17 protein-coding genes are annotated in these 17,852 nt (G+C 42.2%); 7 read left to right on the top strand and 10 right to left on the bottom strand.

Going from position 1 to position 17,852, the window contains the following annotated elements; translation table 11 throughout:
• Positions 1–37 precede the first annotated feature (37 nt).
• The 3 genes from MmiHf6_RS02960 to MmiHf6_RS02950 all read right to left on the bottom strand — a co-directional run bounded on the left by MmiHf6_RS02960 (position 38) and on the right by MmiHf6_RS02950 (position 2,476).
• Positions 38–313 (bottom strand): hypothetical protein, encoded by a 276-nt coding sequence (locus MmiHf6_RS02960; RefSeq protein WP_316558221.1) that lies wholly within the window; start codon positions 311–313, stop codon positions 38–40.
• A 170-nt stretch (positions 314–483) separates the two neighbouring features.
• Entirely contained in the window at positions 484–1,614 is a 1,131-nt protein-coding gene (locus tag MmiHf6_RS02955) for an AAA family ATPase (RefSeq protein WP_316558220.1), read from the bottom strand.
• Positions 1,615–1,975: 361 nt separating this feature from the next.
• Entirely contained in the window at positions 1,976–2,476 is a 501-nt protein-coding gene (locus tag MmiHf6_RS02950; RefSeq protein ID WP_316558219.1) for a hypothetical protein, read from the bottom strand.
• A gap of 563 nt (positions 2,477–3,039) precedes the next feature.
• Here MmiHf6_RS02950 and MmiHf6_RS02945 point away from each other — a divergent pair.
• Together MmiHf6_RS02945 and MmiHf6_RS02940 are read left to right on the top strand one after the other, a co-directional pair.
• On the top strand, positions 3,040–4,746 hold the full coding sequence (locus MmiHf6_RS02945; RefSeq protein ID WP_316558218.1) for a hypothetical protein: 1,707 nt from the start codon (positions 3,040–3,042) through the stop codon (positions 4,744–4,746).
• A 204-nt stretch (positions 4,747–4,950) separates the two neighbouring features.
• Positions 4,951–5,265: a hypothetical protein gene (locus MmiHf6_RS02940; protein WP_316558217.1), complete on the top strand. Its 315-nt coding sequence runs from the start codon at positions 4,951–4,953 to the stop codon at positions 5,263–5,265.
• Between the two features lie 112 nt (positions 5,266–5,377).
• Here MmiHf6_RS02940 and MmiHf6_RS02935 read toward each other — a convergent pair whose 3' ends face one another.
• Positions 5,378–5,941: an FKBP-type peptidyl-prolyl cis-trans isomerase gene (locus tag MmiHf6_RS02935; RefSeq protein ID WP_316558216.1), complete on the bottom strand. Its 564-nt coding sequence runs from the start codon at positions 5,939–5,941 to the stop codon at positions 5,378–5,380.
• Positions 5,942–6,528: 587 nt separating this feature from the next.
• Between MmiHf6_RS02935 and MmiHf6_RS02930 the strand changes: the two genes are divergently transcribed.
• On the top strand, positions 6,529–6,921 hold the full coding sequence (locus tag MmiHf6_RS02930; RefSeq protein WP_316558215.1) for a carboxymuconolactone decarboxylase family protein: 393 nt from the start codon (positions 6,529–6,531) through the stop codon (positions 6,919–6,921).
• A 69-nt stretch (positions 6,922–6,990) separates the two neighbouring features.
• Here MmiHf6_RS02930 and MmiHf6_RS02925 read toward each other — a convergent pair whose 3' ends face one another.
• Complete coding sequence (locus MmiHf6_RS02925) at positions 6,991–7,359, bottom strand: hypothetical protein (protein ID WP_316558214.1); 369 nt, start codon at positions 7,357–7,359, stop codon at positions 6,991–6,993.
• Between the two features lie 346 nt (positions 7,360–7,705).
• Positions 7,706–9,394: a sulfatase-like hydrolase/transferase gene (locus MmiHf6_RS02920; RefSeq protein WP_316558213.1), complete on the bottom strand. Its 1,689-nt coding sequence runs from the start codon at positions 9,392–9,394 to the stop codon at positions 7,706–7,708.
• A 177-nt stretch (positions 9,395–9,571) separates the two neighbouring features.
• Here MmiHf6_RS02920 and MmiHf6_RS02915 point away from each other — a divergent pair, with 177 nt between their 5' ends.
• The 3 genes from MmiHf6_RS02915 (at position 9,572) to MmiHf6_RS02905 (ending at position 13,537) form a co-directional block, all read left to right on the top strand.
• Positions 9,572–10,546, top strand: coding sequence for a damage-control phosphatase ARMT1 family protein (locus MmiHf6_RS02915; RefSeq protein WP_316558212.1), 975 nt, complete (start codon positions 9,572–9,574; stop codon positions 10,544–10,546).
• Between the two features lie 308 nt (positions 10,547–10,854).
• Positions 10,855–11,868, top strand: coding sequence for a type II glyceraldehyde-3-phosphate dehydrogenase (locus MmiHf6_RS02910; protein WP_316558211.1), 1,014 nt, complete (start codon positions 10,855–10,857; stop codon positions 11,866–11,868).
• A 112-nt stretch (positions 11,869–11,980) separates the two neighbouring features.
• Positions 11,981–13,537, top strand: a complete 1,557-nt coding sequence (locus tag MmiHf6_RS02905) for a replication factor C large subunit (RefSeq protein ID WP_316558210.1) — start codon at positions 11,981–11,983, stop codon at positions 13,535–13,537.
• Between the two features lie 174 nt (positions 13,538–13,711).
• On the opposite strand, the gene MmiHf6_RS02900 is transcribed toward MmiHf6_RS02905, so the two are convergent.
• Both MmiHf6_RS02900 and MmiHf6_RS02895 read right to left on the bottom strand, forming a co-directional pair.
• Complete coding sequence (locus MmiHf6_RS02900; RefSeq protein WP_316558209.1) at positions 13,712–13,837, bottom strand: hypothetical protein; 126 nt, start codon at positions 13,835–13,837, stop codon at positions 13,712–13,714.
• Positions 13,838–14,353: 516 nt separating this feature from the next.
• Positions 14,354–16,111 (bottom strand): bifunctional fructose-bisphosphatase/inositol-phosphate phosphatase, encoded by a 1,758-nt coding sequence (locus tag MmiHf6_RS02895; protein ID WP_316558208.1) that lies wholly within the window; start codon positions 16,109–16,111, stop codon positions 14,354–14,356.
• Positions 16,112–16,527: 416 nt separating this feature from the next.
• On the opposite strand from MmiHf6_RS02895, the gene MmiHf6_RS02890 reads away from it, so the two are divergent.
• On the top strand, positions 16,528–16,782 hold the full coding sequence (locus MmiHf6_RS02890; RefSeq protein ID WP_316558207.1) for a hypothetical protein: 255 nt from the start codon (positions 16,528–16,530) through the stop codon (positions 16,780–16,782).
• 153 nt (positions 16,783–16,935) lie between these two features.
• Here the strand turns inward: MmiHf6_RS02890 and tatA (MmiHf6_RS02885) are convergent, their stop codons facing one another.
• Together tatA (MmiHf6_RS02885) and tatA (MmiHf6_RS02880) are read right to left on the bottom strand one after the other, a co-directional pair.
• Complete coding sequence (gene tatA / locus MmiHf6_RS02885; protein WP_316558206.1) at positions 16,936–17,241, bottom strand: twin-arginine translocase TatA/TatE family subunit; 306 nt, start codon at positions 17,239–17,241, stop codon at positions 16,936–16,938.
• A 140-nt stretch (positions 17,242–17,381) separates the two neighbouring features.
• The gene (gene tatA / locus MmiHf6_RS02880) at positions 17,382–17,840 is read right to left on the bottom strand and encodes a twin-arginine translocase TatA/TatE family subunit (RefSeq protein ID WP_316558205.1); all 459 of its coding nucleotides are present in this window, start codon (positions 17,838–17,840) and stop codon (positions 17,382–17,384) included.
• Positions 17,841–17,852 lie beyond the last annotated feature (12 nt).

Raw genomic sequence — 17,852 nt, 5'->3', positions numbered from 1 at the left:
ATTCAAAAAATGAATGAAAAAAGAAAATTGAAAAAAATCAGTAAATCAAAGTCCAATCCAATTTATTATCTTCATCATCATAAAGATAAACTTCCATACTGCCGTGGCTCTTTTCTTCACCGAGCGGTTTTGCGCCGATAAACAAAACATCGCCGACTTCAATATCATATTCGGACGGAACTTTTCCGAAATAAACGCGGCCCTTGGAAAACGGCTCTTCAATCGTCACACCCTGGAACGTCATCGTTTTAATGACGTTAACGACAAGGCAGTCAAATCTGTCCGTTTCTAAAATTTCAACATCTGCGTCCATAATTTTTCCTTCAAATCTGTTAAAATTAAAATAAAATTTTAAAACTTAATTATTCCTAAATTCAAAAATCTTTTTCAACAAACGAATTCAAAAATAAAAAGAATGACGGTCAAAACCGCCAAAATCGTTCACATATTATTTAACGTTTATTTAACGTTTTATTAATGTGTTCAGGCGTAAAACTGCCGGCAGTCGTCATCTAAACCGTTCTTTTTGAGTTCCGCAAGCGCTTTATTGAAATATTCCGCTTTCACGTATTCTTCGTCTTCAATAATCGCTCGGTGAAGCGCCGTTTTCAGAACTTTGTGAACCAAATCTCTTCCCGAAAAACCGACGGCTTCTTTTGAAAAGCGCTTGACGTTGAAAGACGGGTCAACCGGCAGCGGGAATGTTTCCAAATTCGATTTCAATATTTCTTCGACTTCATCGGCGGTCGGCAAAACAAAACCGATTTCTTCTTCAAAGCGGCTTCTGACGGCGGAGTCAAGCGACTGGATTCTGTTTGTCGAGCCGATCGTACAAACGCCTTTTCGCTCGGACAATCCGTCCATTTCCGTAATGAGCGCGTTGACGATTTCAACAACATCGCCGCGCAGCTCCTGATATTTGCGGTCAAGCGCGATCGCGTCGATTTCATCAATAAAAATAATACACGGCGCCATGTCTTCGGCGCGCTCGTACAATTCATGAATCTGGCGCGCTCCTTCGCCGACAAATTCACCGATCAATTGCGTCGCTTTCACCGGAATCAGCGGAACATCCGCTTTGCAGGCAAGCGCTTTTGCAAGCATCGTTTTGCCCGTTCCGGACGGCCCATGGAACAAAACGTTTCTCGGCGCCCATTTGCCGAACGTTTCCGGCTCTGCCAAATAGCGTTCAATCAAACGGCATTTCTTTTTCGCGGCGTCTTGTCCGATGATTTCATCGAACGAAATGAACGTTTCCGGCTTGTTTTCAACAAATTCCGGCTTGGCATTTGACGGTGCGATCTGCACTTTCGTTTCAGGTCCGATTGCAAAACCTTCGGGGTCGGCGGACACGACGCGGTAAGCGAATCCTTTAAACAATTCGCGGTCGAAAAGATACATGCCCGTCTCGACTTCCCATCCTTCCCACTGATCGCGGATATAAGCCTCAAACAAATCCGTGTCATCAATAAACGGATCATCGTCAATGAGACCGATGAGAGGATACCCTGCCGGTTTTAAAACAACCTCGCGGGCGAATTCGGTGCCCGAACCTTCAAAATAAGGATTATCATCAAAATTCTTTTTCGAATTTGACCTTTGAGAGGCGCGCATCTTCATATCAACTCGTTTTGTTTTTGTTAAATATAGAGAAATCTGAAATATTTCTGTTTCAAATTTTTAAAATTTTAATTTTAAACTCATTTAAATCTCAAATTCATTTAAAATCGTGCTCGTGCGTTCTTCAAGATTTGCAAAAACTGCGAATCAAGACCGCTGCAACCACATTCAAATATTACTCCATTTTTGTATTAAAACTCAATGCAATACTGTTATATATCTAAAAATGAGCGAATCAAAATGACATTTTTTAACATTATTTTTTATAATTCAATCCTTTTTCGATTATTTTTGATTATTTTTAAAAAATGTCGTATCTCTTTTCATTTTTTCATTCTTCATTTTTTTCATTTTTTCAAAAATGCAGTCCCTTTTTGTTTATTCTTTTAAATTTGAGCGGCTCGCGCGCGGCGGCGGCAGCTGCTGCGGTGCCGGCAGCGGCAACCGCGGCGCAAACCTGACCGACAAACGGAAACAGAAACCTGATTGGCAAGCGGAAACAGAAACCTGAAGGTAGCGACGGAAACAGAAACCTGTAGGTAGCAGCGGAAACAGAAACATGTAGGTAGCAGCGGAAACAGAAACCTGTAGGTAGCAGCGGAAACACAAACCTGTAGGTAGCAGCGGAAACACAAACCTGTAGGTAGCAGCGGAAACACAAACCTGTAGATGGCAGCACGTTCGCGAATGCGAACGGATTTCTTAAATATGAGCAGATGCACACGGAAACGCAAACCTGATTGGCAAGCGGCAACCTTAAAAGACAGTTGCAGACTTGCCGTCTTTGCAGGAGCTGAGCAGCAACTAAAAAGCGACGGCTTTGATTTTTTTGTTTTGATTGGGAAGAATCCGCCAAGTCTCGTTTCCTCCGCTACGCTTCGGAAACTTGAAACTTCGTTTCAAGTCCGGTTCGCCGCTTCGCGCCGCCCGGAACTCAAATTGCGGGGGCGGTTTTTGAACTTTCATTTAATCTAAAATCATTGAAACATCTTCTTTCATTATTTTTTTCAAAAAACGGAACGCCTTCTTTTATCGAAATTTAAAATTTTAAAATTAGGGTTTTATCGGGCGTTCAGGTTTACCCGATTTTGAAAATTGGATGTTTAGGTTTTATCTGAAAATAAAACAAAAAGAGAAAAATGAATTGAAAAAATCGAAATAATTGAAAATAAATTGAAAACGAATTGAAAATAAATCGAAAATGAATTGAAAATAAATCGAAAATGAATTGAAAATAAATCGAAAATGAATTGAAAATAAATCGAAATAAATTGAAAATAAAGAATTAAAAATAAAATACATGAAAAAACGAAACAGAGCATTAGTTTTTATTACGTTTAAAACATAAAGGCATTGTATCTGTGGGTGAATCAGTTTGATTTTTAATTTTTGATTTATGACACATACGGAGATAAACAAATGAAAAAGATGAATCAGCGAACACGAGTCATCATCAGTTTGATATTAACGGTCATTTTTGCCGCGCTTTACTTTTATTTTACGCTGCCCGCCATTAATATCCGCTCAACCGACTTGTATTTCTTTTTAATCACGGTTGTCATCGCTTACTTTGCAATTTATATGCTTTTAAATATGCAGAGTCTGAATGTCAAGCGTACTGTTGACGAAAACGGCCAAGTTATTTTTACAACCGAGTCTGATGACGACGAATACACAAATGTCGAAAAAGACCCGTATCTCGCCAAAAAGGCGCAATCCAAACAGAGAGCCCCGATTTATATCGCCGGTCTGCTCTTTGCAATCATTATCATCGGATCGGTTGCTTCAAGCCCGATTTTCCATGCCGACGCATACACAAAACTTATTGACATCGAAACCGGAAATTTCGAAGAGGACATTGACGAACTTTCATTTGACCAAATTCCCTGGCTCGACCGCGCTTCTGCTCAGCGCCTCGGCGACAGGAAAATGGGAGAACTGGTAGACATGGTGTCGCAGTTTGAAGTGTCATTGGATTACACGCAAATCAATTACAACGGAAGGCCCGTTCGTGTCACGCCGCTTCTTTACGGAAACTTTTTCAAATGGTTTAACAATTTCGGCGACGGTATTCCCGGATACATCACGGTTGACATGGTAACACAAGAAGCGCAGGTTGTCCGCATGGGCGAAGGCAACGGCATCAAATATTCCCAGTCGGAACTTTTCTTCAGAAATATTGACCGCTACATCCGTTTCAATTATCCGACTTATATGTTTGAAACACCCGTTATGGAAATCGATGAAGACGGCCATCCTTATTGGATTTGTCCGAAAGTCGTTAAGAAAATCGGACTCTTCGGCGGCGCCGACATCGAAGGAATCGTTATGGTCGACGCGGTAACAGGCGAGCACGCTTATTACGCGCCCGAAGACATTCCGGAATGGGTGGACAACGTTTACCGCGCAGAACTTTTGATTCAGCAATACGATTATTACGGCGCTTACGGAAGCGGTTTCTTGAACTCTATTTTCGGTCAGCGCGGTGTCACAATGACGACTGACGGCTACAATTATTTGGCAATGGATGACGATGTTTACATGTACACCGGTATCACTTCTGTCGGCGGTGACGAATCCAACGTCGGTTTCGTTTGGATCAATCAGCGTACGAAAGATTCCAAATATTACCAAATTGCAGGCGCTCACGAGTATTCGGCGATGAATTCGGCAGAAGGCGCGCTGCAGCATTTGAGATATGTCGCGACATTCCCGTTACTCTTAAATGTTCACGGTCAGCCGACGTATTTCATGGCAATGAAAGACAATTCCAATCTCGTGAAACAATATGCAATGGTCAATGTCGAACAATATACGATCGTCGGAACAGGTGAAACGCTTCGGCAGACTGAAGAAGATTACATTAAAAAATTGGATTCAACGGGCATTTCGGTTCCGTCGGAGAGCACAAATGCCACGGGAATCGTTGAGGATATTCGAGTCGCCGTTATCGACGGCAATTCGCAGTATTACATCAAACTCAGCGGTGACGCGACATATTATTCAATGTCCGCAAGTATTGACCCGCGTGTTGTTTTAATCAATATCGGAGACCGTTTGGAATTGGCTTACGTCGATACCGAAACGCAGATCAAAGTCGTTCAGTCATTTGAATGGGTGACTTAAACGAGTTGAGAACAGAATTAAAAAATTTGCATCCGATGAAAATTCATAATCTTCATTGGATGTAAGATTCTTTTTTATTATTTTTTTCAAATTGTGTTTCGAAATTGTGTTTCGAAATTGTGTTTCGAAAGTGTGTTCAAATTTTGCTCGTGCCCGGCCTTCCGGTCGTTTTCTCACAAAATATTAAGTTCCGGGGAGAGGGCGGTGTTTGTAAAAAAATTTTGCTCGGCTTCGCCTCACAAAATTTCAAGTGGCAGTGGGAGGGCGGTTTCTGTTTCCGCGTGGGGTGGGGTGTTTGTTTGCAACGGGAGGGTGGTGTTTGTTTGCAGCGGGAGGGTGGTGTTTGTTTGCAGCGGGAGGGTGGTGTTTGTTTCCGCCTTCAAGTCAGGTTTGCATTGCGCAGTTGCCGCTCTCGGCAGCCGCAGCAGCTGCCCGCCGCCGCGCGAGCCGCCTCGTTTTTCAAAAATAATTTTTAAACCCGACACTCGATTCTCAAAAAAAATCAAAACCAAACCCTGATTTTTATAAAAATAAAATAAAAAAGACAGCAAAAGCTCTTTCAAAAAACAGAATAAAAAAGAAAAGTGAAACGGCTTTTACCGTTTCTCAATTTAAGAAATTGCGATTAAAATTAATGTCCGGAAGCGCTGACAACTTCAACGACTGTAATGTCAAAGACAAGCGTTTGGCCTGCGACCGCGCTGTTATAGTCGATGATGATTGTCGTGGGCGTGACTTCCGTAACAGTGCCTTCCATGATGGTTCCGACGGTTGAGACCGTCATTAATTTGTCGCCGACGGCAGGTTCGGATCCGAGACTGTCAACAACATCCGATTTGGTGTATGTGACGACAAGTTCTTCATAATACGGATAAGCGTCTTCCGGCGGAATCGTTACAGTTTTGCTGTCGCCCGCTTCCATGCCGTGAACAGCGTCATCAAATCCTTTGATCACTGCGCCGCTTCCGACTACGAATGTTAAAAGTTCTCTGCCTTCTTCCATGTTGGAGTCAAAAACAGTGCCGTCTGTGAGTTTTCCGGTATATTGAACGGAAACAGTATCACCGTCGACCGCGCCGTGACTTAAACTGACAGTCGGTCCGGGATGAAGGATGATTGCGATAATTGAGAAAATCAAAAGGACAAGCATTAACCCGCCTAAAATTCCCACGAGTGGATTTATTTTTTTTGCCATATGTATAACCCGATATGAATTTGTTTCATTTATGATTATGATTTAAAGAATGTGATTTAATCAAATAATCAGCCATATGAATATGAATTCTAAATCACGTAAATCATGAGTAATAAACATGATAAATCAAAAACAGCGTCAGAAACGACATTTTTGAAAATGATTACAGAAACCGAAATGAGATTAACAAATTTCAGAAATTCCTGCGCTTGTAACCGTTCAGATGAAACGGCGGCAGGTAATCAATTGATTATGAAAAGTATCCTTTATTTAAAAAAGTTACCTTCGGAAACACGGATTTTCGCCGTTTCAAAAGGTTTTAAAATTATTTCAAAATAAAATCAAATAAAAATCAAAACAAAATCAAATAAACCAAATGAAGATAAAAAGAAAATAAGAATAAAAATAAAAAAAATAAAAAATAAAAACGGAATATATATATAAAAACGAATTAATTTATCAACATATAATTATAAAATTCAGCAATAATCAATCAGACGCTGAATAATAATTATACAAATATACAGCTGAAATACAGCTGAAAAAACAAAAGAATCAGCAACAATACATAACAGAGAGGGTAAAAAATGGCAGAACAATCAGGTAAAGAAATTGTACACAGCATCGGCGAAAAAATGGGTTTTACGCCGCATGTCCTTGAAACATTAGCGGAGATCGATGAAGATTTCGTCAAACAGTACGGCAGATGCAACGGCATGCTGCTGACAGACGGCGTTCTTCCCGCGAAAACAAAAATTTTAATGGCGCTTGCCGTCGTTGCTTCTAAGCAGTGCGAATCATGCGTTATGTCTCAAATGAGAAGCGCCATTCACAACGGCGCAACCAAAGATGAAATTATGGAAACGATGGAAGTCATTCACATCACATCCGGCGCGCCCGCCGTTGCCGCTTGCCGCGACGCATTAAAAGTGCTGCTTATTGAAGGCAAAACAGAAGGCGGAAACCACCGAAGAGATTAAATTGTAAATTGAAATGATTGAAAAAGATGAATGAATTTCATCTTTCTTTTTTATTTTAGATTTTCTTCTTCATACTTTTTCATATTTTTCATATTTTGAATAAAATGTGTCCCCTTTTTGATTCTTTTTTAAAATTTGTGCGGTTCGCGCGCGGCGGCGGCCGGGCGAAAGCCTGTCGGCAGCAGCAACTGTGATCTGACCGGCAAGCGGAAACCGAAATGTGTAGGTAGCCGCGGCAACAGAAACCTGCAGGTAGCAATGGCACGTTCGCGAATGCGAACGGATTACGATTAAAATGAGCAGATACAGGCAGAAACACAAACCTGATCGGCAGCAGCAACTCAAACCTAATCGGCAGTAGCAACACAAACCTGGTCGGCAGCAACAACGCAAACCTAATCGGCAACAGCAACGCAAACTGATTGGCAGCAGCAACATTTAAAAACAGTCGCAGATTGGCAGGCTCAGCCGGGACCGGAAGCAAAATTAAAAGTCAGAGTGTTTTGTATGTTTTTATTTTTCATGGGAAGAATCTCCAACTCCTTCTTTCCTCTGCAACGCTATCGGAAACGCGTCGTTGGAGGGGGCGGTTTTTGAGATATAATCCAATCTAAAATTATTGAAACATCATTTTTATCAAAATTATTCAAAAACGGAACGCCTTCTTTCCCCAAATCTAAAAAATTAAGATTAAGGTTTTATCGGGCGTTCAGGTTCAACGATTTTCTTAAAATTGGATGTTTAGGTTTCAAAATTAAAAAATGAAAAATTGAAAAATAAAAATTTAAAGTTTTGAAAACCCTTCCTTTTTGTACAAATAATAAATGCCGGCCGCGCCGATAATATTAATGATTGCAATCAGCAGGAAATAAACGGGTTTTGTAAATTTTGATAAAATACCGCCGGAATCGGAGCCAAAGCCGGTGCCGGAAGTTCCGAAGCCGCCCGTCATTGACGGAAGGAAATCAGAAGATTTTGCCGAATAATCGGATAAATCAATTGTCATGTCTGCCGTCAGGTAAAATCCGGCTTCTTCCTGTGAATATTTGATTTTGGAGCCGGAACCGCTTGATGAATCCGCAGCATTCCATTTCAGCAAATAATTTCCCTGCTCCAAACCGGCAACCGAATAACTTGAATATCCGCTGCTGCGGTCAAATCCGAGCGAATTGAAAACGATCTGCTCCCCGCCGCCTGTTACCTGATACAGCTGAATCTGAACGGATTCGGGCGCTTCAACATAAAGCGTCGGCTTTTCTTTTGCCGGCAAAACGTTTCCTTTTGAAAATCGCGGATGGGCGGCAATATTAAAAAGCGACAAAAGCGTCGGGGCGGCATCTTCCTGTCCCGTTTCCGAATAATAAATGTTTTTTTGAATTGAATTTCCGTAAACAATAAACGGGATGTAGAGCGCTTCTTTTGTTTTGGCATATTTCGTTGAACTGTGGCCGCCGCTTTTTTTATTTTGTTCTTCAAAAGACATGCCGTGATCGGCCGTGAAAATGAAGAAAAGGTTGTTGCGGCGGCATTTTTCAAATAATTTTCCTAAATCTTTATCCAACCGCTCAACCGCGTCCAAATAAGCGTAATAGCCGCGGTAGTGTCCGGTCGAATCAACAGCGCCGACATTGACGACAACAATGAATTTCTGCCCGGGATATTTTTCCATAACGGTCAAAACTTCATAAGCGGTATCAATTCCCCAGCGATTGTATCCGGCATATTTTTCCGACGTGTCTTTTGAATCCATATAAGACGACGCGCGATTTTTCTGAGAATTGAAAACGGAAGCGATCTCGCTGACAATTTTAGGATTCGAATCTTCAAAAGAATTCGTTTGAACCGTGAAATCCATATTATTGACCGAATTCGTTTTATCGTAAATGATAACGTCGAATTTGCCGCGCATCGATTCAAAATCACCGCGCTGCATAACGCCGATGCAAAGAAAACCTTCTTCTCTTAAAATATCCATAAAAGACGAATCCGTATATCCGACCATTTCGGAATCTGCCGACGGATTTCCCGTCACAAGAACGGAATGACCTTTTTCGGTCACGGGAACGGGAACTTTCATTTCCGAGATTCGAAACCCGCTGTTCCAAATATTTGTCAGAACAGGAACAGCAGCTTTCTGAATAGATTCGCCGGAAAGCGTTTCGCCCTTTAATTCGGGAAACAGATAATAAGAGCCGAGACCGTCAACGATGAAAAAGACGGCGCCGTCGGGTGTTGAATTGTGTTCATTCAGATTCGTATAAAATGTGCTGCCGCCCGGCTCGGCGGCCGAAACGAAACCGATCGGGGAGAGAAGTGCAAACAACAAAGCTGACAGCAGCAAAAGTTTGAGCAGAGTCGTTCGCTTGAACATGTATGTTTGTTTATGTGCTTGGTTGCATGTTTGTTTATGTGCTTGATTGCGTGTTTGTTTGTATGTTTGCTTGTGTGCTTGATTGTGTGTTTTTTTGGACACAAACATCTGCGTGAATACAGAAGACTGTTTTATTTTTTTTATAGCTGACATAATTTCGACAAAATCGGTTGAACCTTATTTACCTGCCGAAATTTTCAAAATCGAAAGCTTTATAATCGTCATTCAGATGTATTTATCGTAAATACCGTAAAGGACTGCGTAAAGGACTGTCAGAACATGAAAATTAATCCACGGTGCACTTATTGTTTGTTATCCCGCATTCATTATCAATGCAATTTGGTCACCGATGACGCCGATTTGATCAATAAAGCGATGAAAGAGTGTATTTCAACGCTGAACGATGAGTATGATCCGTCGCGCACGTCAACGCATATCGGAACCGCCGTTCATCGCAGATGTTTTGAAGTGCTCGGAAATCACGATCCTTACAAAGAAGTCAAAGAAATTAACAATCAGACGGCTTTAGAGCTTTTGCCGTCGGTTCAAAAAAAGATTTACGGCGTCAATGAAAACGGTGAAGCGCACACCATTGAAAGCAGCCCGCAGCCGCTTGAAGAAAGTTTTGAAAAAGCTGTTCTTGCCGCCGTCATCGGTAATTATTTCGATTTCGGCGTAATGGGACTTGACGCAACCGATGAAGGTTTTAAACTCCTGTTCGATTCATTTTTTGAAAAAGGATTTGATATCAACGACACAAAAGAAATGATGAATCGGCTTCAAAAAGTCGTTTATATGACAGACAACTGCGGCGAAATCGTTTACGATCGCGAAGTTTTAAAAATTATCAAACATATTCAGCAGCTTCAATATACAAAAATTGAAAATGAGACGGAAAAAAATCCGAATGCATTGATTCCCGAACTCATTTTAGTTGTCAGAGGCGCGCCGATTTTAACGGATGCAACAATGAAAGACGTTGATGAATTGGGAATGAAAAGCATTGCCGACAAAGTTTTGACAACAGGATCAAATGCAGTCGGCATTATTTTTGAAGAAGCCCCGCCTGAAACGCTGAAAGCGATGGAAGACGCGACATTAATCATCAGCAAAGGAATGGCGAATTTTGAAAGTTTATCGGATGAAAAGTCTGTTCGGCCGATTGCGTTCTTATTGCGGACGAAATGCGAAGCCGTGGCAGAAGCGCTTGGAATTGAGATGGGACAGTCTGTCGCAAAATTGGAAATCGAATGAAGAAAAACAAATATAAACAATCATTTGATACTTTAAAATCAATCTTATGTTAAAATAATCTTTATTTAATTGATTTCAAATCAATTGATGATTGACCTCAAATAAACATTTTAATGAATGTTTGATTGAAGAATGTTTAATTTGGATTATTTGATTTGGATTATTTGATTTGAATATGTTTTTATTGTTAAATTGTATTGAATTCAATAAATTTATCAAATCATTATTAAACTATTTATTAAATCAATTGAATTGTCATTTAACGATTTTTTACGATCAATGTTTTGAAAATACAGGTACGGATGAATATGTCTAAAGTCAAAGTTGCAATTAACGGATACGGCACCATCGGCAAACGCGTTGCTGATGCAGTTTCTCTTCAGGACGATATGGAAATAATCGGCATTTCTAAAACGCGCCCGAATTTTGAAGCCAAAACCGCAGCTTTGAAAGGATACAACATTTACGCGCCTGCCGATAAAATCGATTCTTTTAAAAATGACGGCTATACGGTTGCCGGCTCCATTGAAGACATGATTAAGGAAGCCGACATCGTTGTTGACTGCACGCCCGGAAAAGTCGGCGTCTCCAACAAAGCGCTTTACGAAAAAGAAGGCGTCAAAGCCATTTGGCAGGGCGGCGAAAGCAAAGACATCGCGCCGATTTCATTCAATTCCGAAGCCAATTATTCCGAAGCAATCGACGCCGATTACGTTCGCGTCGTTTCATGCAACACAACCGGCCTCTGCCGCGTGATTTATCCGCTTGATCAAAAATACGGCGTTGAAAAAGTTCGCGTGACAATTGTCAGAAGAGGCGGCGATCCGGGAGATATCAAAAGCGGTCCGATTGACGCGCTTGTATTGGATCCGATCAAATTGCCGTCACACCACGGTCCCGACGTGAAAACAATTATGCCGCACATCAATATCACATCGGCCGCGATTAAAGCGCCGACTTCTTTTATGCATCTTCACGTGCTCAACATCAAATTGAAAAATGAATGCAATGCAGAAGACGTGAAAAGTCTGTTCGCTTCCCGCCCGCGCATTCAGATGATTGCCGATGGCATTTCCGCAACGGCGCAAATCATTGAATTCGGCCGCGACTTGGGAAGACCGAGAAACGATATGTGGGAAAACTGCGTCTTTAAGGAATCGGTGTCTGTTGACGACGGTGAACTTTACTTCTTCCAGGCGATCCACCAGGAATCCGATGTCATTCCCGAAAATATTGACGCGATTCGTGCGATGATGTCGCTTGAAAAAGATAATTTGAAGTCGATTGAAAAGACGAACAAAGCGATGGGTATCGGAATTTAAGTTGATTCTTTGACTGATATTTTTTGATTTAATTTTTTAAATTTTTAATTTTTTAAAATTTTGATTATTTTATTATTTTATTTATTTTAAACAAACCGTATGATTTGCAACCATGTCTTCGGAAATTGAAGTTCAAAACGACTGGGCTGAAAAATACCGCCCGAAAACGTTTAAAGATTTAATCGGCAACAAAAAAGCAATTCACGAGCTTCGCTTGTGGGCGGAAGAATGGGAAACCGGTGTTCCCGAGAAAAAAGCTGTCATTCTTTACGGGACGGCAGGCATCGGGAAAACTTCTGCCGCCGCTGTTTTGGCAACTGAGATGGGCTGGGAATACGTCGAGATGAATGCCGGCGATCAAAGAACGGCTGACGTGATTGAGCGCATTGCGGGCGCCGCGTCTAAAACGACAACGCTTTTCAGCCACGAAGTTGACGATGACGGGAAAAAGTCGTCGGGGAAACGTTTGATTGTTTTGGATGAAGCCGACAATCTGCACGGCACTTATGATAAGGGCGGCAGCAAAGCGATTTCTGATGTGATCGATAAAACGACGCAGCCGATTTTGCTGATTGCCAACGATGTTTACGGCATTACGCAGACGATTCGTTCCAAATCTTTTGAAATTGAATTTTCAAGGATTCAAACGAGATCTCTGGTTCCGCTTTTGACGAAAATTTGTCAAAATGAAGGCGTGAACGCGAGTGAAAACGCGATTTTAAAGATTGCGGAAAACGCGGGCGGCGACGTCAGAAGCGCGGTGAATGATTTGCAGGCGGTTTCGGTCGGCAAAACGGAAATTTCGGAAAATGATATTGTCGTTTCCGGAAGAGATGTGAAGGAAACGATTTTTAAAGCGCTTGTGAAAGTTTTTAAAGGCCATCACAGGTCAGACGCTCTTGACGCGGTCAAAACGCTTGACGAGACGCCGGAAGACTTGATTTTGTGGGTGGATGAGAATCTGCCGATTCAGTTCCCGAATCGTGATGAAAAGGGAAAAGACATTGACGGCGGTGTCAATCCGGATGTTGCAAACGGTTACAAGGTTTTGTCAAAGGCGGATTTATACCTCGGGCGCGTGCGCCGCCGCCAAACGTACAGAATGTGGCGCTACGCGAGTTTTATGACAACGGTCGGCCCGATGTCTGTTCGAACAAAGGATTATTCGGGATTCATCAAATACACATCTCCGACGCGCTGGAAAAGAATGGGACAATCGCGCTCGGTTCGGAATATGCGCGACAACATTGCCGTTAAGATTTCCGCGCGTCATCACAAATCCATGCGCACATCCCGAAATGAAATCATTCCGTATTACCGCCGCTTGATGGAAAATGAGGAATACGCGATTTCGATCGCCGGCGAATCTGATTTCGACATGGATGAATTGGTTTACATGCTCAAAGCGAAATCGGCGACGAAAAAAGTGCAGTCTGTTTACGAAAAATCAAGATTTATTGCTGATGCCAAGCGCCCGGCGGAAGTCGAGTTTTTCAAAATGCCTGATTCCGAGAAGCGAACGAGCGCGGCAGCCGCCGATAAAAATCAGCTGACGCTTGAAGATATTGCCAAAAAGAATGAAGAAAAGAAAGCGGAAAATTTGAAGGAAAAAGAGGAGAAGGCGGAAGAAAAACCGAAAAATCAAAGGAGTTTAACGGATTTCTTCTGAATTGTTTTTAATTTTCGTCTTTATCTTTTTCATCTTTTTTTTATCAACTCGGTATCGTTTTTATTTTTATTTTTATTTTTCAACAAGTTTTGAGTTCATTTTTCGATTTTGTTTTCAAAAAGACGGCTTCGTTTTTTTGATTTTATTTTTCAAAAAATCAGTTTCATTTTTGACTTATTTGTTTGAAAAATGCGGCGGCTCGCGCGGCGGCGGGCAGCTGCTGCGGCTGCCGACAGCGGCAACGGCGGCGCAAACCTGATTGGCAGTCGGGAACAGAAACCTGACTCCCACTGCAAACAAACACCTCCCTCCCCCTGCAGCCTGAAATTTTGCGAGGTGAAGCCGAGCAAAATTTAATGCCAACGGGTTACGATTAAAAAGAGCAGATAGAGGCAGCAACGCAAACCTCTCTACAGTGCAGTGCAAACCGTCCGGCAGCAGCGCCCATTAAAGACAGTTGCAGACTTGCAGGCTCAGCCGGAGCCGATACACAGCTAAAAAATCAAAGCGTTTTGTATTTTTATTTTGTATGGAAAGAATCTCCAACTCTTTCTTTCCTCTGCAACGCTATCGGAAACGCGTCCTTGGAGGTGGCGGTTTTTGAAATATTATCCAATCTAAAATTGATTGAAACATCGTTTTTCTTAAAAATATTAAAAATTTGAACGCCGTTTTTTCAAAATCTAAAACATTAGATTCGGATTTTATCGGGCGTTCGTGTTTCATTTTCTAAAATAGAATGGATGTTTAGGTTTCATCCGTTCCAATTCAATTGTATTTTATTTATATTATTTATTCAAAAATTCAATCATAAATTTAATTCAGCTTTTTCCTTACCGTTTCATAGAAACACGCATCGGAAAACTTAACGAATCTTCCGGGATAGCGGGCGCGCTTGATTGTTACGGTATCATTTTCATTGACGTGAATAAAATCTTCCTGTCGCTCTGTTTCGATTTCGGGCGGCGTCACAACTTTGCCGTCTGTGACAATCACGATTTCTTTTTTGGGCATTTTCACGCGGACGGCGATTTCGCTGTCGAAAGGAACGATCCACGGTCTTGACGACAATTTGAACGGGGCGATCGGGACGATCAGAATCGCATCGACTTCGGGCGTCACGATCGGGCCGCCTGCACTCAGCGCGTAAGCAGTTGATCCGGTCGGTGTGGCAAAAACGATTCCGTCGGCGCGAATTTCGCCGAGCAAACGGCGGTTGACCAAAATTTCGTACGTGATCATTTTGGCGGGATAAGCGGAGGTCGCGACAACTTCGTTGATTGCGTTTCCGATAAATTTGCCGTTGATTGAAAGTTCGAGGCGCGGGCGTTCGTCGTACATGAATCCGCCGATCGCTTTTTCAATCGCGTCAATCGCGTCTTCGGGATCAACGTCCGCTAAAAAGCCGAGCGTTCCCATGTTGATCCCGAGGATCGGAATCGGGTCGGGCATTTTAGACATGTTTCGAAGAATCGTTCCGTCGCCGCCGAGCGATATGACGAAATCGACACCGATTTCTTTCATCTTGCCGACTGCGATGCCGCGCTCTTCCATTCCCAAATATTTGGCGGGCGAAGAGGAGAGATAAATTTCAACGCGGTCTTTGAATGTGTCGACGATTTTTCGAATCATTTCAAGCGCAGCAACACTATCGCATCGGGAGACGATGGCGATTTTTTTGACTGTTCCCTGGTAATAATACCAGTCGCCACGGCAATCGATTTCCGGAAATGAAATCAGGTTTAAAATTTCTTGATGAATCATGCCGTTTGAAGCAACCAAATTGACGGGCTTGATATGATTATCCGGCAGGAAAAGTTTGTTTCCGACGCCGTCGGTCACTATTCCGCCTGCTTCGCGGACGATCAGCTGTCCGGCGCCGATATCAACAAGACGAAGCGTGCGGCGGACATCGATAAATGCGTCGATTTTGCCGGCGGCAACGTAACACAGTTCAAGCGCGACGCTTCCGAGAACGCGCACTTTTTGGGCGCGGGAGCAGAGTTTGGCGGTTCTGTCCGTGTTTTGACGGTAACCGTAAGCGCTGATTGTAAATTCGCGAACGGCAGATGTTTTAGAAGATTCAATTTTTTTGCCGTTCATGTAAGCGCCTTTTCCCGTTTCGGCGTAAAATTCGTCGCCGTTTGCCAGATTTCTGACGTATCCGAAAAAGATGCCTCTCAAATCGGGTTTGGAAAACGCGATTGAAACGCTGTAAAAAGGAATATCGTGAACGGCGTTGGTCGTCCCGTCCAGCGGGTCAACGATTGCCGCAAATTCAATGTTGTTGATGTCGCCGATGATCGTTTCCCCGTATTCTTCGCTGATGACGCGAATCGAGTGCCCCGATTCTTTGAGACGCTTCAGCATGGCGTCTTCAGCCGCCAGATCAATTCGTTTTGTGTCGGTTCCGTCGGCGCCGACAAACATGAATTCGTCGGCTTCATTCGTTCCTTCCAGCGACGAAACGGACGCGCGGATATCGTTGTAAACGGCGCGGCAAAGTTCCAGTAATTCGGGATTCGGAGAGCCGGATGAATCCGGTGAATCAGATAAAATTTGATTTTTAGACATAATAATCGGATTAATCAGATAAAATTCAATATTTCAACAGGGATGAAATTCTTTCTTATCTTTAAATATGTGCCGTTTTTAATCGAATTCAAACACAATTAACATATTCACAATTAACAAACACAATTGACATATTCACAACACTGCAATACATAAACAATAAACCCAAACATCCAATATTTCTAAATCGGTGAACCCGAACGCCCGATAAAATCCTAATCACTAATTTTTGATTTTGGAGAAAGGACGGCGTTCCGTTTTTGAATAATTTTGATAAAAAAAGATGTTTCAATCGAAAAAATGTAAATGAAATTCCAAAAACCGCCACCGCAAGTTGAGTTTCCGAGCGCAGCGAGGAAACGAGACTTGGCGGATTCTTCCCATCAGAAACAAAAATTCTAAAACCGCTGATTTCTTTGGCTCCGGTAAAGCGCTTTCTTGCGACTGTCTTTTGCTGTCAGCTTCCGGTTAAGCCTGCTCGTCTGCAACTGTCGCTCACAAAATTTCGGGTTGCAGTGGGAGGGAGGTGTTTGTTTGCAGTGGGAGGGAGGTTTCTGTTTCCGCCAGCCAATCAGGTTTGCGTCGCCGCTGCCGTTGCCGGCAACCGCAGCAACAGCTGCCCGCCGCCGCGCGCAACCGCACAAATTTTAAGAAAAAAAATCGAAAAGTAACCCACGGGTTTATAAAATTGAAAAAAATCAAAATGAACGAAAATTAACGAAAATAACTGAAAATAAGAACCGAAAACAAAGAGTAAAAACAAAAAAGAAAGAATAAAATTGAAAGCAAAATTAATAATTAAAAGAAAAAGAAGAACAAAAGAATCAGTTTTCTTTGTTCATCTTGGCGCTGATCTCATCAAGAAGCTGGTCGTCGGTTTTGCCGGCGGTTTCAATTCCCTGATCTTTGGCCATTTTTTGGATTTTTGTCTCTTTTTCCATGGGTGTTGTGTCTTTTAAGCTGTTTTCAAATTGTTGATAAGAAATTTCAGCTTCTTTTTGCGCCTTTTTAAACTCGCCGGCAGATTTTCCTGCAGAGCGAGCAAGTTCCGGAAGCTTTGATGCTCCAAAGAGCAAAACAATTACTGCAACGATAAGAATAATTTCGGGGGTCCCGATTCCACCAATCATGTTTGATACCTCTTTCTCCTCATTTATGTTTTTATCGGCAAAACCGAATTAATATTTAATGTTTTTTTATGTTAATGGTTTTTCAATGAATAATAATCATATAAATTTATTGCTGCTTTGTACATTCAAATAATATCATTTTAAGCCGCGGCTTTTTCACCGACATCGGTTTCCAAAGCAGAAACATTATCCGATTCGTTTTCGGATTCACTTTCAGATTCGCTGTCACATTTATTTTCAGATTCAGACGGAGATTCCGATTCGGAAACAGCAGATTCATTCGATTCATTCATTTTCGCCGAAATCAAAACCAACAGCTCGTCTGTTGTTTTTCCCTCTGTCGAAATACCGGCGTCTGTCGCCATTTGGACGATCCTTTCATCCAACGCGGCCGCTTCTTTCTTTTTCTTCTCGGCTTGTTCCCGGTTTAAATCATCGAATCCGCTTAAATCAAATTCAGCCGCCTTTTGAGCGGTTTTGAATTCTCCCAACGCGCCCCCGACTGCACGCGCTAATTCGGGGATTTTGTTCGGGCCGAATAAAAGCAAAACAACGATTAAAACGAAAACAACTTCGCCGATTCCGAGTCCGCCAATCATAGTAAATTTACA

It is taken from the genome of Methanimicrococcus hongohii (assembly GCF_032594095.1).
Lineage (GTDB): Archaea > Halobacteriota > Methanosarcinia > Methanosarcinales > Methanosarcinaceae > Methanimicrococcus > Methanimicrococcus hongohii.
The sequence above is the reverse complement of the archived record's forward strand: the minus strand, read 5'-3'. Positions and strand labels throughout refer to the sequence as shown.